This window comes from Bradyrhizobium sp. (genome assembly GCF_016219575.1).
Classification (GTDB): domain Bacteria; phylum Pseudomonadota; class Alphaproteobacteria; order Rhizobiales; family Xanthobacteraceae; genus Bradyrhizobium.
This window is the reverse complement of the sequence record NZ_JACRMG010000016.1, coordinates 109,094-128,669: the sequence shown is the minus strand read 5'-3', so window position 1 is coordinate 128,669 and position 19,576 is coordinate 109,094. Positions and strand designations below refer to the sequence as shown.

Here is a 19,576-nt window from a genome sequence, read left to right as displayed (position 1 = left end):
CAAGGGGGAGAGGGTAAGCCCTCATCACACCGGCTTGATCTTCACCTTCAGCCCATCGCGTGGTTTCGGGATCGGCCACATCTGCCAGTCCGGCTTGTAGCCGGGCTCCAGCGACACTTCGAGGTTCTGCAGCAAGTGCCGCGCAAAGGTCTTCGCCTGCATGTAGGCGAAGTGCAGGCCGAGGCACATATGCGCGCCGCCGCCGAACGGTACCCAGGCAAAGCGGTGGCGGGTGCGCTGCGCCTCGTCGGTGAAGCGCATCGGATCGAACTTGTCCGGGTCCGGCCAGATCTCCGGCATGTGGTGCGTATACAGCGGGTTGACGCCGACCGAGGTGCCGGCGGGAATGTCGTAGCCGCGGAAGGAAAAATCGCGCACTGCGCGGCGCGGCATCGACGGCACCGGCGGCTTCAGCCGCAGCGCTTCCTTGAACGCCATTTCCGACAGCGGCATCTTTTCCAGATTGTCCATGCTGGAGGGATCGTTGGCCTCGATGCCGAGGCCCTTGACCTCCTCGCGCAGCCGCGCCTGCCACTCGGGATGGGCGGCCAGCTCGCCGACGAAGGAGGTCAGCGACGACGTCAACGTGTCATGCGCCGCCATCATCAGGAAGCTCATGTGGTCGATGATGTCCTGGGTCGACAGCAGCGCGCCGTCCTCGTGGGTGGCCTGGCACAGCTGCGAGAACAGATCGTCGCCGCCGCCCCGCGCGCGGCGGACCGGAATCTGCTCGGAGAAATAGTCCACGATCCGCTTGCGGCCGCTGACACCGCGGCCCATCTGCGTGAACGGCAGCGGCTGCCTGATCGGTGCGACGGCCGCCGCCACCATGTCGACGAAGGCGCGGGTGATGTCGTCGACCTCGGGCCCGATCTCGGCGCCGAGAAAGGATGTCGCCGCGAGATCAAGCGTGAGCTGCTTCATCGCCGGGTAGACCAGCATCTCGCCTGGCTGCTTCTTCCACTGCCTGACCCGCGCGGCAATGCCGCGGTCGAGATCGACGAGATAGGACTTCATCGGCCCCGACTTGAACGCCACCGACAGCGCGCGGCGGTGCAGGCGGTGCTCCTCGAAATCCAGCAGCATCAGCCCGCGCGGAAACAGCAGGCCCAGGATCGGCCCCCAGCCGTGGGTGGAGGAGAACAGGCGCGCCTGATCGAACAGCACGAGTTCGTTGGCGTCGGGCCCGAGCAGCGTCACGCTGGTCTCGCCGAACAGGCGGGTGCGGTAGATCGGGCCGTATTTGGCGGCCTGCCGTTCGATCTGCCCCTTGGGGTCGGCCAGCACCTTCAGCGTGTTGCCGACGATCGGCCAGCCCTCGTCGCCGGGGATGTGCCGCAACGCCCTGGGATTGGGCGGCACCGGGATATTGGCAGGGGAAAGCACGCTCTGCATCGACATGGCGACTACTCCGGTTGGCCCGGCAGAAAATAGCCGGTTGTGCGCGTGCTGCAAAGCCTTCCCTGTTCGCGCAATTGGCGTCACAAAGCTGCAACGCCGTGCTACGCTCACCAAAATGTCAGAACAGCAGGTGGCGACGCCATGTCGGAATCGTTGCGCGCGGTCACGATTGTCACTCTAGCCGCCGTTGCGGCGCCGGTGCCTCAGGCCGGACTGACTTCGACCGAGTAACGTGCGCCGGGGCGATTTCATGAAGCGGCGCACGTTCATGGCAGGCGTTTGCGCGATGTCCGCGCTGCCGTTTGCCGTTAATGCGCAACCGGCGGCCAGGAAGACCATCGGCGTTCTCGGTGCGACGACTCCGGAGCTTGGAAAGCCCTGGATTGCCGTATTCGAGCAGAGGCTGCAGCAGCTCGGCTGGGTGCAGGGGCGCAACCTGACCATCGAATATCGCTGGGCGGAGGCGAGCCTCGAACGTTACAACGCGATCGCGGCGGAATTCGCGGGCCTCAACGTCGATGTGATCGTAACCTGGGCCTCCGCGCCTGTACTGGCCGCGAAGCGGGCAACCACGAAGATCCCCGTCGTGTTTGCCGCACAAATGGACCCGGTCGGCACCGGCGCCGTCAGCAGCTTGGCCCGGCCCGGCGGCAACGTGACGGGCGTATCGATCCAGCAAACCGACACCGCGGGCAAGCGAATTGCGCTGCTGCGGGAACTCGTGCCGGGACTTACCCATCTGGCCGTCATGGCCAATGCAGGTGCACCGGGTGCGATGCTGGAAATGCGCGAAGTGTTGACGGTGGCACGCGCGCTCGGCCTTGAGGCGACAGCTCTGGAAATCAAGGACGCTGCCGAGATTGCGCCGCAGATTACAGCCCTCAAGGGACGCGCCGAGGCGCTCTATGTCGCGACGGACCCCTTGATTTTCGGCAATCGTGTCCGCATCAATGCGCTGGCGCAGGATATGCGCCTGGCGACGATATATGGCGGCCGTGAATACGTCGACGCCGGTGCGCTGATGTCTTACGGACCTTACTGGGCCGATCTTTTCCGGCAGGCCGCCGATCAGGTCGACAAGATACTGCGCGGCGCCAAGCCTGCCGACATTCCCGTCGAGCAGCCGACGAAGTTCTATCTCGTCGTCAACCGCCGCACGGCGACAGCGCTCGGTCTGACCATCCCGCCGTCGCTGCTCGCCACCGCCGACGAGGTGATCGAGTGAGGCGGCGCGGCTCGTAGCCGCACCGCCGTCAGCGTCAAGCCTTGCGCTTCGCCGCCTCCTTCTGCAGGTCGGGCGCGTTCGCCGTTGCCATCGGGACGCGGCCCGGGCCGGTATCGGCGAGCGCGGCGGCCGCCTTCTCGTTGCCCAGGATCTTGGCCATCACGGCCTCTCCGGCGCGCTCGAAGATGGCGCGGTTCTCGATCACGAATTTCTGCGACTTGCGTAGGCTATCGATATAGCCGTTGATCTCCGGCACCACATAGCGCGCCACCAGATCCCAGCTGCGCCGCGTCGCTTCGACATTGGCCCAGTCATGGGCGAAACCGATGATGGCGCCGACGCCGCCCGACAATTTCATCACGTTCTTGATCAGGTTGACGAGATCGTCCGGCGTGCCGATGGCGGACGCCGCGCCGTCGACGAAGGCGGTCTGGTCGACGGCATCATCGGGCGATTTGAACGCAGTGACGCCCGGCCGCATCAGCGTGCCGACATTGTACTCATTGTGCCAGCGCATCAGCCCCTCCCGGGCCTCGCGCCGCGCCTGCTCGCGGGTCTCGGCGATGTGCCACGTCAGCAGCACGCGCCAATTCGCGCGGCTGACGGTCGTGCCGTTCTTCTTCGCCGCATCCTCCGCGAATTCCCATTGTTGCGCCAGCGACATCAATCCCTTGGTCGACATCGAGCCGAGCGAGATGATGCCGATGCCGTATTTGCCGGCCATCGTCATGCCTGACGGCGAGATCATGGAGGCGACCACGCACTCCATCTCTTCCTGCATGGGCAGGATCTGCAGCGCGGCGTCGTTCATCGTGAACCAGTCGCTCTTCGCCGTGACGCGCTCGCCGGCGAACAGGCGGCGGATGATGCCGACCGCTTCGTCCTGACGGTCGCGCTGCGTCATCGGATCGATGCCGAGCGTATGCGCGTCGGACGCCAGCGCGCCGGGGCCGGAGCCGAAGATGGCGCGTCCGCCGGTCATGTGGTCGAGCTGCACCATGCGCTGCGCGACGTTGAAGGGATGGTGGTAGGGCAGCGAGACCACGCCGGTGCCGAGCCTGATGCGCTTGGTGCGCTCGCCGGCCGCCGCCAGAAACATCTCTGGTGACGCAATGGTTTCCCAGCCCGAGGAATGGTGCTCGCCGCACCAGAATTCGTCATAGCCGAGCCCGTCGAGCTGCTCGACGAAATCGAGGTCGCGGCGGAATTGCAGCATCGGATGCTCGCCGATCGGGTGATGCGGGGCGAGGAAAGCTCCGAACTTCAGGCGCGCCATGTGCGTTGTCTCCCGAGCATTTATTGTTATGGGTTTTCGGCGCCCAAGGTACGGGCTGGCAGCGCCCAAGGCAATCGCGCCAGCACAGCCTGCGATGCATGGTGGCCGTGCAAGCCATGTGTCATGCCATGGGTCGGAATGCGCAATAGCCGATTGACGCAAGTTTCATCGTCGGGCCGGCGAGGCGAACCAGGTCGCTCGAACGCCGGCTGTTCATTTCGGTGTCATTGATTGCTCTCGCAATCGTTACCGCCGCCGCATTCCTGTCATGTATGCGCCGCGTGCTGCCGTGATGCCGAATTAACACTTCACCGACATTTCAGGGGACCGTCAGCTTACGGTCTTTTTATTCCGCGCCGCAGCAACTATGTCTGGAATTCTGCGCCAAGAATCACGACTGCTCCCAGGGGCCGCTTTTGCGATCGCTCGCCGCCAACATCGATTTCCTGCGCCGTTTTCCAAAGCTGCCGCACCTCAACGGCTTTGGCTTGTACGGTCGTGGCCGGCCGCCTGGCGTGCGCAGCCCGCTCACCGAGGTGACGGATTTCGGCGCCAATCCCGGCGCCTTGCGCATGTTCACCTATCTGCCGCCGGAGCTGCCAAGTCGTCCCGCGCTGGTCGTGGTGCTGCATGGCTGCGGCCAGGATGCCGCCACCTACGATCACGGCGCCGGCTGGTCCACTTTGGCGAAGCGCTACGGCTTTGCGCTGCTGATGCCGCAGCAGCAGGAAGTCAACAACGCCAACGCCTGCTTCAACTGGTTCAGTCCGGAAGACACCGCGCGCGACCAGGGCGAGGCCGCCTCGATCCGCCGCATGATCGACAAGATGGTCCACGACCACAACATCAACCGCCGCCGCATCTGCATCACCGGCCTCTCCGCCGGCGGCGCCATGACCTCGGTGATGCTCGCCACCCATCCGGAACTGTTTGCGGCGGGTGCGATCATCGCCGGCCTGCCGTTCGGCATCGCCGGCAATATGCGGGAGGCGCTCAACGGCATGATGGCTTCGCCTTCGCGGCCGGGACGCGAGCTCGGCGATCTCGTGCGCAACGCCTCGAACCATCGCGGGCCGTGGCCGCGCCTGTCGGTGTGGCACGGCAGCGCCGACCGCACCGTGCATCCCGGCAATGCCGACGAGATCGTCAAGCAATGGCTCGACGTGCACGGCCTGCCGGAAGCTGCGATGTCGGAAGCGGATGTCGACGGCCATCCGCGCCAGGTGTGGTGGAATGCGGAAGGCCAGACGCTGGTGGAGTCCTACACTATCTCCGGCATGGCCCATGGCACGCCGCTCGGCCTTGCCGACAATGACGAGCGCTACGGCGCCGAGGGCGCGTTCCTGATCGAGGCCGGCATTTCCTCTTCCTACCACATCGCAAAATTCTTCGGCCTGACGAAGCGTGTGCGTCACAGCAAGGTGCAGGCCGAAGCTGCCGCGAAAAACGTGTTGAGCCTTGCCGCAAGGGAACGCGCAAAACCGTTTCCGGCCGTGGCGCCCGTCACGCTGCAGGCCCCCGATCCCTCTGCAACGCCGTGGCCGCGCACGACGGCCGTGGGTCACCCCAAACCCGCAAAGCCGCGCCGCGGCCTCGATGTCAGCGGCATGATCACCCGCGCGCTGACTGCGGCCGGGTTGAGGAAATAACGCAAATTCACCGTCATGCCGGGACAGGCCCGGCCATGGCGAGGTATCAGCCCTCGATCTCCCCCGTCAGGAACGGATTCGTCATCCGCTCCTGGCCGAAGCTCGAGCCTGCGCCATGGCCGCAGACGAAGCCGATGTCGTCGCCGAGCGGCAGCAGCTTGGTCGTGATCGAGCTGATCAGCTCGGCATGGCTGCCGCCAGGCAGGTCGGTGCGGCCGACCGAGCCCGCGAACAGGACGTCGCCGACATGGGCGAAGCGCAGCTCGTTCGAGAAGAACACGATCGAGCCGGGCGAATGGCCGGGGCAGTGATAGATGTCGAAGCTGAGATTGCCGACCGTGACCGTCTCGCCTTCGTCGAGCCAGCGGTCGGGTCCGAAATTGCGCACGCCGGTCATGCCGAAGCGCGCGCCGGACGAGACGACATTGTCGAGCAGGTGCTTGTCGGCGATGTGCGGGCCTTCGATCTTCACGCCGAGCGCGTCGCGCAATTCCGCCGCGCCTCCGACGTGATCGATATGGCCGTGGGTGATCCAGATCTTCTCGACCGTGACGCCGGTCTGCTTGATCGCATCCAAAATCTTCGGCACGTCGCCGCCGGGATCGATCACGACCGCCTTCTTCGTGGCCTCGCACCAGATGATGGTGCAGTTCTGCTCGAACAGCGTCACCGGCACGATCATCGCGCCGGCCTTCGCCTTGGTCTGCTCGTCGGTCTGGGTTTGCTCGTTCATGAGGCCACCATAGCTCTCCCGCCGGAGGGGTCAACCGAGGGGGCATAAGCGCGGCCCGCCGGCATGTGATAGGATCGTTTCGATCGAACAGCTGTGGGGCGAGGCCGATTTCCGCAAGGGTTAAGGCCGCGTATTTTGGCATGAATCAGGCATCGAAACCGCCGCTCGGCGGAACACGCGTCACCGCGCGCGCCTTCTTCGTTGCGGAACGCATCAACACCGCCGGCCTCGAGCGCGGCGACGTGCTGTCCACCGCGCCGCTCGCATTCCGCGTCGGCGACGACGGCGTCGCCGTGCTGTTCCGCTACGGCGTCGTGGTGCTGATCGGACTCAACGCGCTGGCGGAAGACGAATTCCTGCGCGGCCTCGATCGTCGCATGACGGGCGCCTTCGCGCGGCGCGAGGAGGAGATTGCGGCCATCGAGCTCATGCCCGACAAGGAAGACCAGATTCCGCCGGGCGGGCCGATCTGCCTGCAAGGCCTGTCGCCGGAGCGGCTGATCCTGGTCGGCGAGGCATTGGCCAAGAGCGTCGTGCTGGCCCGGCACGAACGCGAGGTCGCCGCCGTGTTCGAGAAGACCGAGCCGTTCGCGCGCCAGCTTGCCGAAAGCGGACAGATGCATGGCGGCCGGCGCGCGATCCTGCAGCAGATCGGCAATGCGCTCTCGGTGCAGCATCGCGTCACCGGGCCGGTCGCGGTCTCCGAGAAGCCCGACATCCTCTGGGACCGGCCACAGCTCGAGCGGCTCTATGCGCGGCTGGCCGACGAATACGAGCTGAAGGAACGCGCCGAGGCGCTCAACCGCAAGCTTGCAGTGATTGCCGAGACCGCGCAGGTGCTGACCGACATCATCGATACCCGCCGCTCGCTGCGGCTCGAGCTGATCATCGTGTTCCTGATCCTGTTCGAGGTGCTGATCACCGTCTCCCAGCTCGCCGCGCGGTACCTCTGACCGCCGCGGCGCCTCGCGCGCCGCGTTGCCCGACAAGGCCGTGTGCATTGTGACCTCGCCCCGCTTGCGGGGAGAGGCATAGGCCGCCTTCGGCGTCCGTCCTTGAGAACGACGAAGCGAAGCTTCGGCTATGTCGCATCGCCAGATGCGATCCGGGTGAGGGGGTACAGGTCGATCGTTGGAGCGACCGTGGCGGAGAGAGCCCCTCACCCCGACCCTCTCCCCGCGAAGGGCGGGGAGAGGGAGCAGGGTCACCGCTTGATCTGCGCGCGCAGCGTATCCTCGACCACGCGGTCGAACGACGAGGCCTTCGGCGGCGCCTTGTCGCGCGCTTCGGCGACGAACTTGTCGCGCTTGGCCACCAGCGCCCCGAGCTTTTCGTTCAGCGCCTTGCGGCTTGCCATCTGCCGGTTGACCTCGGCCATGCGCTCTTCCGGCTTCATGGCCCGCAGATTCGCCGGCAGGTCGTCGTCCTTGATCGCGGAGAAGGAGGTGCGGCCGGCATTGAGGTCGGCGACGAGATCGCCGTCGCCGGTCACGGCTTCCGAATTCACCTTGGCGCGCTTGTTGAGATAGCTCGCCATTTCCGAGGCCTGCGCGGGTGCGGCGGCTGCGACCTGCGACAGCTGCTTGGTCTTCTCCTCGGTGCGGCGCTGCAGGGTGCGCGGGCCGTAGGGGATCACGGTGCCGTTGATCTCGCGCTGCAGGATGATGATGTCCTCGTCATAGGGCGTCTCGATGATCACGACCTGGCCGCCGTCCTGCGGGATCGGGATGAAGCGGCCGTTGCCATGCTGGGCGATGTCGCGCCACACCCGCTCGGTGTCGCGCGCGACGCCGGCCAGCACCGCGTTGACGATGATGTCCTTCTGCTTGGCGACCTTCAGCGTCACCGGATATTTGGTGTCCTGCTCGTAGTCCATGTGCGGCGGGGCATCGCCGACCAGGAAGACGATGCGGCGGACGTCGCCGCCATCGGTCCACTTCATCTTGTTGACGGCGGTATCGAGCGCTTCATTGACGCTCTCCGGCCAGTCGCCGCCGCCGCGCGCCTTCAATTCCAGCAAATTGGCGTAGAGATTCTGGATGTCGGTGGTGAGCTCGAATTTCCGGGTGACGTATTCGTCGCCGATGTCGCGATAGGCGACGAGGCCCATGCGGATGTCGGCGTCGGGATTGGAATCGACGATCGCAGTCGCGATCGACCAGATCTTGCGCTTGGCGCCCTCGATCAGGCCGCCCATCGAGCCCGTGGTGTCGAGCACGAAGGCGACTTCGACGGCGGGTTTTGCGATGGCGACCGAGGGGGTGGCGAAGGGCAGGGCGGCGAGGGCGGCGAAGACAAGCGTTCGGGTGACGATGCGCGGCATCGTTGTTCTCCTCCAGAGTGTTCGTCCCCTGTGAGGCAGGTTCCCCCGCCTTCGCGGTTCCCTGAGGTCGAAATCATGGCGCGCCGCGTACCAATTTGCGGCCGGTCCGGCCCAATGATGAACGGGTGTTGGCCGATGTGCGTCAGCGCGGAAATGGGCTAGGCTTGCCCGGCATGGAATCGCCCGCCCGCCAGATCCACCTCGTGCCCCCGCCGGACCGCCGCCAGTCGGAGACGGCGCTGGCGATCGCCCGCGGCACGACGCGGCTGTTGCGTTCGCTCGGCTTTGCCTGCGTCGCCGAATTGCCGCTGCCCTCCGGCCGCCGCGCCGACCTGGTGGCGCTGAACGAGAAGGGCGAGATCTGGATCGTCGAGATCAAGTCCTCGGTGGAGGATCTGCGCGCCGACCAGAAATGGCCCGAATACCGCGCCCATTGCGACCGGCTGTTCTTCGCCTTCACGGCCGAGATGCCCTGCGAAATCTTCCCGGCCGAGACCGGCCTGATCGTCGCGGATGCCTATGGCGCCCACCTGCATTGCGGCGCGCCGGAGCATCGCCTGCCTGCGGCGACGCGCAAGTCGATGACGCTGCGCTTTGCCATGGCCGCAGCGCAACGCATCAACCGCCTGGTCGACCCGCAGGGTCACGAAGAGATTTAGAACACTACACTAACAATCGTCATGGCCGGGACAAGCCCGGGCATGACGGAGAAACAAAATCGAAGTTGTCAGCGCGGCGCGCGCTTGGCGAGAATGCGCTGCAATGTGCGGCGGTGCATGTTGAGGCGGCGCGCGGTTTCCGAGACGTTGCGGTTGCACATCTCGTAGATGCGCTGGATGTGCTCCCAGCGCACGCGATCCGCCGACATCGGGTTGGCCGGCAGTTCCGACTTCTCGGTGCCGGTGGCGAGCAGCGCGGCGACGACATCGTCGGCATCCGCGGGCTTGGAGAGATAATCCACCGCGCCCATCTTCACCGCGGTGACGGCGGTGGCGATGTTGCCATAGCCGGTCAGCACGATGGCGCGCGCCTCGGGGCGCTTGCGCTTCAGCGCGGAGACCACGTCGAGGCCGTTGCCGTCGCCGAGCCGCAAGTCGACCACCGCGAAGGCCGGCGCCGCGCGGCCGATCTGGGCGAGGCCGTCCGACACCGTGTCGCAGGAAGTGACGGTGAAGCCGCGGGTCTCCATGGCGCGCGACAGGCGCTCCAGGAAGGGCTTGTCGTCCTCCACGATCAGGAGCGAGCGATCGGCATGGTCGGCGAGTTCGGGGGCGGCAGCGGTCAAGTCGGTCGTCCCTGTTGTGAACAGTCACCAACATATGGCGCGCCAATCGGCCACTGCCAAGGCCGCAATAGGTCTGACCCGGCGCGGCGAAATACCGCGACGGCTTGGTTAACCCGTTGGTTCGTCTGCAGGTTCCGCAGGTTCCGTCGTCTCGAAGCGATTGCGGGGCCACACGATCTGCACCACGGCGCCGTGATCGGGAAAGGTGCGGTTGGAAAACGACACCTTTGCGCCGGTGCGTTCCAGCAATGTGCGGGCGATGAAGACGCCGAGCCCGAGGCCCCTGCGGACGCCGTCCTCGGCGCTCGGGCGGCGCGACACATAGGGCTCGCCGATCCGCCTCAGCATGTCGGGCGCAATGCCCGGGCCGTCATCGGAAATCACGATCTCGACCGTCTCGCTGTTCCACCATGCGTTCACCTCGACCGCATCGCGGGCGAAGTCGACGGCGTTCTCCAGGATATTGCCGATGCCGTAGAGGATCGCCGGGTTGCGCGCGCCGACCGGTTCGCTGGTCGGCGCGACCGCGATGCGAACCTTGATGTCGACGCCGAAATCGCGATGCGGCGCCACCACCTCCTCGATCAGCAGCGACAGCTTCATGTGGTCGAACGGCGCGCCGGAGGAGGAGAGCTGGGCGATTTTTGCCAGGATGTCGCGGCAGCGCGTCGCCTGTTCGCGCAGCGTCCGGAGATCGGCGGAGAGCGGACCCTCCGGCACGGCCTTCTCCAGCTCGCGCGAGATCAGGAAGATGGTCGACAGCGGCGTGCCGAGCTCGTGGGCGGCGGCCGCCGCCAGGCCGTCGAGCTGGGTCAAGTGCTGCTCGCGCGCCAGCACCAGCTCGGTGGCGGCCAGCGCATCGGAGAGCTGGCGGGATTCCTCGGTGACCTGGAACGCGTAGAGACTGGTGACGCCGATGGCCAGCGTAATGGAGAGCCAGACGCCGAACAGATAGATCGGCGGCAGCACCAGCGGGTCGTCGGAATCCCAGGGCAAGGGGTAGTGATAGAATACGAGGTTGGAGGCGCAGGCGACCGCGACAAAGCCGAGCGCCATCGTCAGCCGGGCCGGCAGCGCGGTGGCGGAGATCAGCACCGGCGCCAGGAACAGGAACGAGAAGGGATTTTGCAGGCCGCCGGTCAGGAACAACAGCCCGGCCAGCTCGACGAGGTTGAGCGCCAGCAGCGCCGCCGCCCAGAACGGGTCCAGCCGCTGCATCGGATTGAAGATGCTTTGCACCGCCAGATTGATCATCGCTGACAGGCCGATGATCACGAGGCAGGGAACGACCGCGAAGCTGAAATTCAGTCCCTGCGATACGATGAAAACCGCGGCGAGCTGGCCGAGCACCGCGAGCCAGCGCAGCCGCAGGATGGTGTCGAGACGGACATAGCGGCTCGGCTGGCGGAATTCGGAAGGCGCTACGTCGGTCATGTCCGGAGTTTAGCTGCCTGTCGGCGCGATCACAAATTGGCCAGGCGGGCGCAAAGCCTTGCGCTGGCGTCGCCGATAGCCCAATGAACGGCATTATGACACTCGTCGCCGATGCGCCCGCAAAGCCGCCCGCCGCCGACCCGAAATCGGCGGCGATCGATGTCGAGCATCTGGTCAAGCTCTACAAGACCACCCGCGCCGTCGATGACGTCAGCTTCCACATCGCGCGCGGCAGCATCACCGGCCTGCTCGGCGGCAACGGTGCCGGCAAGACCACGACCATTGCCATGATCATGGGGCTGGTGCTGCCGACTTCGGGCCGCATCCATGTGCTCGGCCATCCGATGCCCGAGGAGAGCGATGCGGTGCGGGGCCGGATGAATTTCGAGAGCCCCTATGTCGACATGCCGATGCGGCTGACGGTGCGGCAGAACCTCACCATCTTCGGCAAGCTCTATGCGGTGGCGGACTTGCGGGCGCGCATCGCGCAGCTGGCGGACGATCTGGACCTCAACGATTTCCTCGACCGCGCCAATGGCAAGCTCTCGGCCGGGCAGAAGACCCGCGTGGCGCTGGCCAAGGCGCTGATCAACGAGCCCGACCTGCTGCTGCTGGACGAGCCGACCGCTTCGCTCGATCCGGATACGGCCGACTGGGTGCGGCAGCATCTGGAGGATTACCGCAAGACCCACAACGCCACCATCCTGCTGGCCTCGCACAACATGTTGGAGGTGGAGCGGCTCTGCGACCGCGTCATCATCATGAAGCGCGGCCGCATCGAGGACGACGACACGCCGGAGCAGATCATGGCACGCTATGGCCGCGACACGCTGGAGGAAGTCTTCCTCGACGTCGCCCGCGGCCGCGACCGGGAGGAGCTGCGATGAGCGAGCTTGCCGCGGGCGAGGGGCGGGGCATCGCGCTGCATCGTATCGGCGCGATGGTGTTGCGCTACTGGTATCTGTTGCTGTCGTCCTGGCCGCGGCTGCTCGAGCTGATCTACTGGCCGGCGCTGCAGATCATCACCTGGGGCTTCCTGCAGAGCTATATCGCGCAGAACGACAGCTTTTTCGCCCGCGCCGGCGGCACGCTGATCGGTGCCGTGATCCTGTGGGACATCCTGTTCCGCGGCCAGCTCGGCTTCTCGATCTCGTTCCTGGAGGAGATGTGGGCGCGCAACCTCGGCAACCTCATGATGAGCCCGCTGAAGCCGATCGAATTCCTGCTCGCGCTGATGATCATGAGCCTGATCCGGCTGGCCATCGGCGTGATCCCGATGACTTTGCTTGCCTACTTCTTCTTCGGCTTCAATTTCTATTCGATCGGCCTGCCGCTGATCGCCTTCTTCTGCAACCTGATCTTCTTCAGCTGGTCGATCGGGATCTTCGTGTCGGGCCTGGTGCTGCGCAACGGGCTCGGCGCCGAAAGCATCGTCTGGACGCTGATGTTCGGCGTGATGCCGCTCGCCTGCATCTACTATCCCGTCAGCGTGCTGCCCGGCTGGCTGCAATATGCCGCCTGGGCGCTGCCGCCGACGTACGTCTTCGAGGGGATGCGTTCGCTGCTGATCGACGGCACCTTCCGGGCCGATTTGATGCTTGATTCGCTCGTCATCAACGCCGTGCTGCTCGTTGCATCATTTCTGATCTTTCTTGCCCTTTTGCGCAGCGCCAAGCGGCTCGGATCGCTGCTCGGGGGTGGCGAATAAGTCACATTTCCCCGTGAAATTGCGGGCCTTTTCGCATTTCCGCCCCCAACCATTAACTAACCGGTACATTGACGCTTTATTACGCTTCTTGCAGTATGCTGCGGCGCAACAGGGTTTGAGGGACAGATGCCGATTGGTGAATTTGGCGGTGCACCGCCACTGGTAAGCGAAGGAAGTCCGGTACTCACGACGCCGATGTACTGGATGTACGAGATGGCACACGCCTCTCTCAATCCGGCCCGCGCCGTCACCGACGCCACCAAGATCCTGTTTCAGAATCCGCTCAATCCCTGGACCCATACCGAGCTCGGCAAATCGGTCGCCGCTGCCTGCGAGCTGTTCGAGCGAACCACGCGCCGCTACGGCAAGCCGGATTGGGGCCTCGACGAGACCCAGGTCAACGGCGTCCGCGTCCCCGTCGAGGTCCGCTCGGTGTGGGAGAAGCCGTTCTGCCGGCTCCTGCACTTCGACCGCAAGGTGACACGTCCGCTGAACAGCCCGGCGCCGCGTGTGCTGATCGTGGCGCCGATGTCCGGCCATTACGCGACGCTGCTGCGCGGCACGGTCGAGGCCTTCCTGCCGACGCACGAAGTCTACATCACCGACTGGTCGGATGCGCGCATGGTGCCGGTCACCGAGGGCCGTTTCGACCTCGAGGACTATGTCGATTACCTGATCGAGATGCTGCATGCGCTCGGCGGCAACATGCATGTGGTCGCGGTGTGCCAGCCTTCGGTGCCGGTGGTGGCTGCGGTCTCCGTCATGGAGGCCAACAACGATCCCTATGTGCCGATTTCGATGACGCTGATGGGCGGCCCGATCGATACCCGCCGCAATCCGACGTCGGTGAATGCGCTGGCCGAAGATCGCGGCATCGAGTGGTTCCGCAACCACGTCATCACCAAGGTGCCGTTCCCGCATCCCGGCGTGATGCGCGACGTCTATCCGGGCTTCCTGCAGCTCAACGGCTTCATCACCATGAACCTCGACCGGCACATGGACGCCCACAAGGCGCTGTTTGCCAATCTGGTGAAGGGCGACGGCGACCTCGTCGACAAGCACCGCGAATTCTATGACGAATATCTCGCGGTCATGGACCTGCCTGCCGAGTACTATCTGCAGACCGTCGATCTAGTTTTCGTCAAGCACGCGCTGCCCAAGGGTGACATGACTCATCGCGGCCGCCCGGTCGATCCCTCGAAGATCCGCCGCGTGGCGCTGATGACGGTGGAGGGCGAGAACGACGACATCTCCGGTCTCGGCCAGACCGAGGCCACGCATGCGCTGTGCCCGCTGATTCCCGCCCATCGCCGCGTGCATTACGTGCAGAAGGGCGTCGGCCATTACGGCGTGTTCAACGGCTCGCGCTTCCGCTCGGAGATCGTGCCGCGCATCAATGATTTCATGATCTCGGCGGCGACCAACAAGAAGCCGGCGCTCAAGGTGGCGCATTCAGCCGCTGAATAATGGAAACCCGAACGCGAATCGGCGTTCGGGTTAACCCCCTGAATCGGCACCGGTAATCGGGATTCGCACCCCTCCGAACGAATGAGTTTGGACTCAGTTTTTGAGTCCCCTGTTTGGTCCGGAATCGACCTAATTTTTTTGGTTCCAGCCCCTGCCCCTAGGGGCGCCGGGCGGCCCGACCCCTGTATATTGGGCAAATGATTTGTTTTTGCGCCGAGCGATTTCCCTGGCGGCGGATATGGCAGATTCCGGGCGAACTACTCCTCCCCGGACTTCCAGACATGGCTACTCGCGCGCTCCTGTACCGGCGGCCCGCCGAACCCTCGACTATCGTGGTCAGGCACGGCTCGCAGTTCTTCTCCGTCAAGCTCCGCCGGCACCGGCGCGCGCGCCGCTACACCTTGCGCATCCACCCGACCGACCGCGAGGCGATCCTCACCATGCCGCCGCGCGGCACCATCGCGGAGGCAAGGGAGTTCGCCAACATGCATGGCGGCTGGATCGCCGCGCGCCTCGGCCGCCTGCCGAAGGCGGCGCCTTTCCAGGCCGGCACGGTGCTCCCGCTGCGCGGCGTGCCGCACCGGATCGTGCACCGCGCCGGCGAGCGCGGCACGGTGTGGACGGAGACGCGCGACAGCGGCGAGAGGATTCTCTGCGTGGCCGGGGGCGGCGAATTTACCGAGCGCCGGGTGCACGACTATCTCAAGCGCGAGGCACGCAAGGAATTGCACAAGGCTTCGCTGGCCTATGCGGAAGCCCTCAGCGTGCGGGTCAAGCGGGTTTCGATCCGCGACCAGTCCAGCCGCTGGGGCTCCTGTACCTCGGCGGGCTCGCTGTCATTTTCCTGGCGGCTGATCCTCGCGCCGCCCTTCGTGCTGGATTATCTCGCCGCCCATGAAGTCGCCCATCTCGTCGAGATGAACCATTCGCCGCGGTTCTGGCGCGTGGTCGGCCGCGTCTGCGTCCACGTCGAGCGCGCGAAAGTCTGGCTCGATACCCACGGCAACGATCTGCATCGTTACGGGATCGAGGATTAGCAGCTCTTCGAGCGGCCTTGCTCAAGGTTGTCGTCGCCCGCGGATGCGGGCGATCCAGTATTCCAGAGACAGCAGCGATTGAGCCGCGAAGCCGCGGCGTACTGGATGCCCCGCATGCGCGGGGCATGACAATGGAGGGTGCGGGCGCGGCCTAACGTCCCCCGAACAGCCGGTCCACCAGCCAGCCATCGAGGCCGGCGGCGGGTTCCGGCCGCGCATTCGGCTGGGGCGGCGGTGCGGAAGCGCGGGTCGGCGGCGGGCGGTAGCCGCCATCCGACGGCATCGGCCGCGGCGGCGCCTGCACCGGCGCGACGCTCGACGGCGCAGTGTTCTGGAAGAAATTCGACAGGAAGCCGCCGACGCCGCCGCGCGAATTCGGCAGGCCCGCCACCGGCACGCCCTGATGGGCTGTACGCATGAAGCGGGTCCAGACTTCCACCGGCAGGCCGCCGCCAGTCGCCTTCTTGGTCGGCGAGTTGTCGTCATTGCCCAGCCAGACGCCGGTCACGAGATTGGCGGTGTAGCCGATGAACCAGGCGTCGCGGAAATCCTGGCTGGTGCCGGTCTTGCCGGCCGCGGTCCAGCCGGGGATGTCGGCCTTGCGTGCGGTGCCGCTGGCGATGGTCTCCTGCATCATGGTGTTCATCATCGCGACATAGCGCGGCTCGATCACCTGGTTGACCTGCTCCGCCTGGCGCGCATAGAGCAGCTTGTTGCCTTCCATGGTGCGGATCTTCGTCACCACATGCGGCGACACGGCCTGGCCGCCATTGGCGAGCGCCGCATAGGCGCCGACCAGTTCTGTGACCGAGACTTCCGAGGTGCCGAGCGCGATCGACGGATTGGCTTCCAGCTTGGAGGAGATGCCGAGCCGGTGCGCGGTGCGCACCACGTTCTTAGGCCCGACCTCGATGCCGAGCCGCACCGCCACCGTGTTGAGCGACATGGCGAGCGCCTGCGTCAGCGTCACCGCGCCGAAATATTCGTGGGTATAGTTCTCCGGCCGCCAGCCCTTCAGGTCGAGCGGCGCGTCCTGCCGGATGGTCTCCGGCGTCAGTCCCGATTCGAGTGCGGTCAGATAGACGAACGGCTTGAACGCCGAGCCGGGCTGGCGCTTGGCGGTCACCGCGCGGTTGAACTGGCTTTCCGCATAGTTGCGGCCGCCGACCATGGCGCGCACGGCCCCATCCGGCGTCATCGCCACCAGTGCGCCCTGCGTGACGTTGAACTTCACGCTCTTGGCCGCGAGTTCGTCGATGATGGCAGCTTCCGCTACGCCCTGCAGCTTCGGATCGATGGTGGTTTCGACCACGATGCTCTGGTCGATCTGGCCGACGAGGTCGTCCAGCACTTCGCCGATCCAGTCGGCGACATAGTTGACGGTGCCGGCGCCGGCCGGCTTCACCTTGTAGGAGGGATGGCCGATCGAGGCCTGCGCCTGCGCATCCGTGATGAAATTGGCGTCCGCCATGGCTGTCAGCACGATCTGCGCGCGCTGCTCGGCGCCTTCCGGATTGCGGTTCGGCGCCAGCCGCGACGGCGACTTGACGAGGCCGGCGAGCATCGCGGCCTCCGCCAGCGTGACCGATCTCGCCGACTTGCCGAAATATCTCTGCGCGGCCGCCTCCACGCCATAGGCGCCGGAGCCGAAATAGACGCGGTTGAGATAGAGCTCGAGGATCTCGTTCTTGGAGTGCTTGCGCTCCAGCCACAGCGCCAGCTCCACCTCCTGCAGCTTGCGCTTGAAGGTGCGCTCCTGGGTCAGGAACAGGTTTTTCGCCAGCTGTTGCGTCAGCGTCGAGCCGCCCTGCGAGACGCCACGGTGCAGCACGTTGGTGACGGCGGCGCGCGCGATGCCGACGGGGTCGACGCCGAAATGCGAATAGAAGCGGCGGTCCTCGATGGCGATGAAGGCCTTCGGCAAATAGGGCGGCAGATCCTTCAGCGCGACATTGGAGCCTGCCATTTCGCCGCGGGTGGCCAGCACGCTGCCGTCGAGGCCCGTGATCTGGATGGTCGGCGGCCGCTTGGGGATTTCCAGCGACTGGATCGCCGGCAAATGCGCACCGGCGTAGATCACGAGGCCAACAATCATGATGACCGCCCAGAGCGACAGCACCGCGCCCCAATAGACGAGGCGGCCGAGGCGGAAGCGCCGCGGCGATTTCGCGCGTCGTTTGGCGCCGCTCTTGCTCACGCGGGATTTGCGCTCCGGAGGTGGGGGCGGGGCATCGTCGTCATCATCGTCCGCCCTCCGTTTGGCGGATTTCTTCGGCTTATCTTGGGCGGCGGGAATGCGGTCCTTGGGGTCGAGGCGCAAATCGGCCATCGCGGCCGCCAGGCCGAATTGCGGCTCCTTGCGTCCGCTGCTTTTTTTCCGTCCCCACGCCATACGCCACGCCGTTCACACCGGGTCCCCGCCGCACGCTACGGTGCGGACTTTAAGGGGCGGTTAGCAAGAGGTTAACCCGGGATTAGGAGCTGGGGCGGCGCGTGCTAGAAACCCCCTCGCAATCAAGGGAGAACGGCATGGGCCATATCGATCCGACCAAGGAAGTCTTTGCGCAGTTCCGCGACAATGATCGGCCCGGCCCGATCCACATGCTCAACCTGGTGCGGCTGCGCGCGCAGGCTGCCTATCCCGACGGGCGCAAGGCGACCGGGGCGGAGGCCTATGCGGCCTACGGGCGGGAGAGCGGGCCGGTGTTCGAGCGGGTCGGCGGGCGGATCGTCTGGCAGGGAAAGTTCGAGCTGATGCTGATCGGCCCCGAGGCCGAGCGCTGGGACCACTGCTTCATCGCGGAATACCCCTCCGTCGCCGCCTTCGTCGAGATGATCCGCGACCCCGTCTATCGCGAGGCCGTCAAGCATCGCCAGGCCGCCGTGGAGGATTCCCGCCTGATCCGCCATGCCGTGCTGCCGGTGGGGAAGACGTTCGGGGAGATTCCGAGGTAATGCGCGCGCCAGCGGAACGCAGCGCAGCACGAATGTTGCGAGCCGGACCCCATTCTACTTTGCATGGGGTTGTTTTCGCGATTTTGTATCGGGCGGGCGCCAACTTCAGGCGAACCAGAGAATGATCAAAGCGAGGGCAGCAGGCGCCGCCTGCACAAAGAGAATCCTCCGGCTGACCGAGTAGGCGCCGTAGGCACCCGCGACGATCACGCAGACCAGGAAGAACACCTTGATCTGGAACGCGAAGGCGGGAACCGAGTGCAGCAATCCCCAGAACAGGCCGGCAGCGAGGAAGCCGTTATAGAGGCCCTGGTTGGCGGCCAGCACCGCCATCGCCTCGGCGCGTTCCGGGGTGTTGCCGAACGTCTTCAAGCCCACCGGCTTGGTCCAGAGAACCATTTCCAGGAACAGGAAATAAACGTGCAGCAAGGCGACCAGCGCCACCAGGACATTGCCGATCACGATCATGTCTTCCCCCAAGCATCCGGTTTTCGGGTGGACGCTAACACGGCCGGCATGGAGAGTGCGAGATACCAGTAACTTCGGGATGCGCCGATGACCGCCGGAAGGCCTGACGTTTTTCGCCTCGACCGGCTGAAAACGCCGATCGGTATCGCGCTGTTTGTGACCGACGGGGACGGCGTGCTGCGCGCGCTGGACTGGGAGGATCATGAGCCGCGCATGCGCGAGCTGCTGCGGATGCACCACGGTGCGGTCGAACTGAAGAATGCGCGGGCGCCCGCTGCCGTGAAGGCCGCGCTGTCCGGCTATTTCCGGGGCGATCTCGACCGCCTCGGCGACATCGACTGGCGCGTCAATGGCACGCCGTTCCAGCGCAAGGTGTGGCATGCGCTGCCGAAGATTCCCGTGGGCTCGACGCTGAGCTATGGCGCGCTGGCAGCGAGGCTCGGCGCGCCGCGCGCGATGCGCGCCGTCGGACACGCCAACGGCGCCAATCCGGTTTCCGTCGTCGTGCCCTGTCACCGCCTGATCGGCGCCGACGGCTCGCTCGTGAAGTATGGCGGCGGGCTGGCGCGCAAGCGCTGGCTGCTGCGGCATGAGGGCGTGGAGGTGTAGGCGGCT

General features: G+C 65.6%; 18 protein-coding genes. 10 read left to right on the top strand and 8 right to left on the bottom strand.

Going from position 1 to position 19,576, the window contains the following annotated elements:
• Positions 1-24 precede the first annotated feature (24 nt).
• Positions 25-1,401: a cytochrome P450 gene (locus HZB49_RS15080; RefSeq protein WP_291612682.1), complete on the bottom strand. Its 1,377-nt coding sequence runs from the start codon at positions 1,399-1,401 to the stop codon at positions 25-27.
• A 250-nt stretch (positions 1,402-1,651) separates the two neighbouring features.
• Here HZB49_RS15080 and HZB49_RS15075 point away from each other — a divergent pair, with 250 nt between their 5' ends.
• On the top strand, positions 1,652-2,626 hold the full coding sequence (locus HZB49_RS15075; RefSeq protein ID WP_291612681.1) for an ABC transporter substrate-binding protein: 975 nt from the start codon (positions 1,652-1,654) through the stop codon (positions 2,624-2,626).
• Positions 2,627-2,660: 34 nt separating this feature from the next.
• Here the strand turns inward: HZB49_RS15075 and HZB49_RS15070 are convergent, their stop codons facing one another.
• Complete coding sequence (locus HZB49_RS15070) at positions 2,661-3,902, bottom strand: LLM class flavin-dependent oxidoreductase (protein ID WP_291612678.1); 1,242 nt, start codon at positions 3,900-3,902, stop codon at positions 2,661-2,663.
• Positions 3,903-4,318: 416 nt separating this feature from the next.
• On the opposite strand from HZB49_RS15070, the gene HZB49_RS15065 reads away from it, so the two are divergent.
• Positions 4,319-5,551: a PHB depolymerase family esterase gene (locus HZB49_RS15065; RefSeq protein ID WP_291612676.1), complete on the top strand. Its 1,233-nt coding sequence runs from the start codon at positions 4,319-4,321 to the stop codon at positions 5,549-5,551.
• 46 nt (positions 5,552-5,597) lie between these two features.
• On the opposite strand, the gene HZB49_RS15060 is transcribed toward HZB49_RS15065, so the two are convergent.
• Complete coding sequence (locus HZB49_RS15060) at positions 5,598-6,284, bottom strand: MBL fold metallo-hydrolase (RefSeq protein ID WP_291612674.1); 687 nt, start codon at positions 6,282-6,284, stop codon at positions 5,598-5,600.
• A gap of 140 nt (positions 6,285-6,424) precedes the next feature.
• On the opposite strand from HZB49_RS15060, the gene HZB49_RS15055 reads away from it, so the two are divergent.
• The gene (locus HZB49_RS15055) at positions 6,425-7,237 is read left to right on the top strand and encodes an RMD1 family protein (protein WP_291612672.1); all 813 of its coding nucleotides are present in this window, start codon (positions 6,425-6,427) and stop codon (positions 7,235-7,237) included.
• A gap of 251 nt (positions 7,238-7,488) precedes the next feature.
• Here the strand turns inward: HZB49_RS15055 and HZB49_RS15050 are convergent, their stop codons facing one another.
• Complete coding sequence (locus HZB49_RS15050; protein ID WP_291612671.1) at positions 7,489-8,607, bottom strand: vWA domain-containing protein; 1,119 nt, start codon at positions 8,605-8,607, stop codon at positions 7,489-7,491.
• Positions 8,608-8,780: 173 nt separating this feature from the next.
• Between HZB49_RS15050 and HZB49_RS15045 the strand changes: the two genes are divergently transcribed.
• Positions 8,781-9,266 (top strand): MmcB family DNA repair protein, encoded by a 486-nt coding sequence (locus HZB49_RS15045; protein WP_291612669.1) that lies wholly within the window; start codon positions 8,781-8,783, stop codon positions 9,264-9,266.
• Positions 9,267-9,334: 68 nt separating this feature from the next.
• On the opposite strand, the gene HZB49_RS15040 is transcribed toward HZB49_RS15045, so the two are convergent.
• Both HZB49_RS15040 and HZB49_RS15035 read right to left on the bottom strand, forming a co-directional pair.
• Entirely contained in the window at positions 9,335-9,892 is a 558-nt protein-coding gene (locus tag HZB49_RS15040) for an ActR/PrrA/RegA family redox response regulator transcription factor (protein WP_291612667.1), read from the bottom strand.
• Between the two features lie 108 nt (positions 9,893-10,000).
• Positions 10,001-11,326 carry an ActS/PrrB/RegB family redox-sensitive histidine kinase gene (locus tag HZB49_RS15035; RefSeq protein ID WP_291612665.1) on the bottom strand — a complete coding sequence of 442 codons (1,326 nt, stop codon included), beginning with the start codon at positions 11,324-11,326 and terminating at the stop codon, positions 10,001-10,003.
• Between the two features lie 95 nt (positions 11,327-11,421).
• Here HZB49_RS15035 and HZB49_RS15030 point away from each other — a divergent pair, with 95 nt between their 5' ends.
• The 4 genes from HZB49_RS15030 to HZB49_RS15015 all read left to right on the top strand — a co-directional run bounded on the left by HZB49_RS15030 (position 11,422) and on the right by HZB49_RS15015 (position 15,538).
• On the top strand, positions 11,422-12,213 hold the full coding sequence (locus HZB49_RS15030) for an ABC transporter ATP-binding protein (protein ID WP_291612791.1): 792 nt from the start codon (positions 11,422-11,424) through the stop codon (positions 12,211-12,213).
• Positions 12,210-13,034 (top strand): ABC transporter permease, encoded by an 825-nt coding sequence (locus tag HZB49_RS15025; RefSeq protein WP_291612663.1) that lies wholly within the window; start codon positions 12,210-12,212, stop codon positions 13,032-13,034. The genes HZB49_RS15030 and HZB49_RS15025 overlap by 4 nt, the downstream gene beginning before the upstream one ends.
• 126 nt (positions 13,035-13,160) lie before the next feature.
• Positions 13,161-14,501, top strand: coding sequence for a polyhydroxyalkanoate depolymerase (phaZ, locus tag HZB49_RS15020; protein WP_291612661.1), 1,341 nt, complete (start codon positions 13,161-13,163; stop codon positions 14,499-14,501).
• Between the two features lie 197 nt (positions 14,502-14,698).
• Positions 14,699-15,538: a SprT family zinc-dependent metalloprotease gene (locus HZB49_RS15015; protein WP_291612659.1), complete on the top strand. Its 840-nt coding sequence runs from the start codon at positions 14,699-14,701 to the stop codon at positions 15,536-15,538.
• A gap of 151 nt (positions 15,539-15,689) precedes the next feature.
• On the opposite strand, the gene HZB49_RS15010 is transcribed toward HZB49_RS15015, so the two are convergent.
• Entirely contained in the window at positions 15,690-17,930 is a 2,241-nt protein-coding gene (locus HZB49_RS15010) for a PBP1A family penicillin-binding protein (RefSeq protein WP_291612657.1), read from the bottom strand.
• Between the two features lie 137 nt (positions 17,931-18,067).
• Between HZB49_RS15010 and HZB49_RS15005 the strand changes: the two genes are divergently transcribed.
• Entirely contained in the window at positions 18,068-18,493 is a 426-nt protein-coding gene (locus HZB49_RS15005) for a DUF1330 domain-containing protein (protein ID WP_291612655.1), read from the top strand.
• A gap of 105 nt (positions 18,494-18,598) precedes the next feature.
• Here HZB49_RS15005 and HZB49_RS15000 read toward each other — a convergent pair whose 3' ends face one another.
• Positions 18,599-18,961 carry a DUF1304 domain-containing protein gene (locus HZB49_RS15000; RefSeq protein WP_291612653.1) on the bottom strand — a complete coding sequence of 121 codons (363 nt, stop codon included), beginning with the start codon at positions 18,959-18,961 and terminating at the stop codon, positions 18,599-18,601.
• Positions 18,962-19,048: 87 nt separating this feature from the next.
• On the opposite strand from HZB49_RS15000, the gene HZB49_RS14995 reads away from it, so the two are divergent.
• Entirely contained in the window at positions 19,049-19,570 is a 522-nt protein-coding gene (locus tag HZB49_RS14995) for a methylated-DNA--[protein]-cysteine S-methyltransferase (RefSeq protein WP_291612651.1), read from the top strand.
• The last annotated feature ends 6 nt before the right edge of the window (positions 19,571-19,576 follow it).

Coding starts and splice junctions, on each gene's coding strand:
- HZB49_RS15070 (WP_291612678.1), bottom strand. CDS start 3,902: ATGGCGCGCCTGAAGTTCGGAGCTTTCCTCGCCCCGCATCACCCGATC.
- HZB49_RS15010 (WP_291612657.1), bottom strand. CDS start 17,930: ATGGCGTGGGGACGGAAAAAAAGCAGCGGACGCAAGGAGCCGCAATTC.
- HZB49_RS15035 (WP_291612665.1), bottom strand. CDS start 11,326: ATGACCGACGTAGCGCCTTCCGAATTCCGCCAGCCGAGCCGCTATGTC.
- HZB49_RS15025 (WP_291612663.1), top strand. CDS start 12,210: ATGAGCGAGCTTGCCGCGGGCGAGGGGCGGGGCATCGCGCTGCATCGT.
- phaZ (WP_291612661.1), top strand. CDS start 13,161: ATGCCGATTGGTGAATTTGGCGGTGCACCGCCACTGGTAAGCGAAGGA.
- HZB49_RS15045 (WP_291612669.1), top strand. CDS start 8,781: ATGGAATCGCCCGCCCGCCAGATCCACCTCGTGCCCCCGCCGGACCGC.
- HZB49_RS15000 (WP_291612653.1), bottom strand. CDS start 18,961: ATGATCGTGATCGGCAATGTCCTGGTGGCGCTGGTCGCCTTGCTGCAC.
- HZB49_RS15050 (WP_291612671.1), bottom strand. CDS start 8,607: ATGCCGCGCATCGTCACCCGAACGCTTGTCTTCGCCGCCCTCGCCGCC.
- HZB49_RS15005 (WP_291612655.1), top strand. CDS start 18,068: ATGGGCCATATCGATCCGACCAAGGAAGTCTTTGCGCAGTTCCGCGAC.
- HZB49_RS15015 (WP_291612659.1), top strand. CDS start 14,699: ATGATTTGTTTTTGCGCCGAGCGATTTCCCTGGCGGCGGATATGGCAG.
- HZB49_RS15055 (WP_291612672.1), top strand. CDS start 6,425: ATGAATCAGGCATCGAAACCGCCGCTCGGCGGAACACGCGTCACCGCG.
- HZB49_RS15030 (WP_291612791.1), top strand. CDS start 11,422: ATGACACTCGTCGCCGATGCGCCCGCAAAGCCGCCCGCCGCCGACCCG.
- HZB49_RS15080 (WP_291612682.1), bottom strand. CDS start 1,401: ATGTCGATGCAGAGCGTGCTTTCCCCTGCCAATATCCCGGTGCCGCCC.
- HZB49_RS14995 (WP_291612651.1), top strand. CDS start 19,049: ATGACCGCCGGAAGGCCTGACGTTTTTCGCCTCGACCGGCTGAAAACG.
- HZB49_RS15060 (WP_291612674.1), bottom strand. CDS start 6,284: ATGAACGAGCAAACCCAGACCGACGAGCAGACCAAGGCGAAGGCCGGC.
- HZB49_RS15075 (WP_291612681.1), top strand. CDS start 1,652: ATGAAGCGGCGCACGTTCATGGCAGGCGTTTGCGCGATGTCCGCGCTG.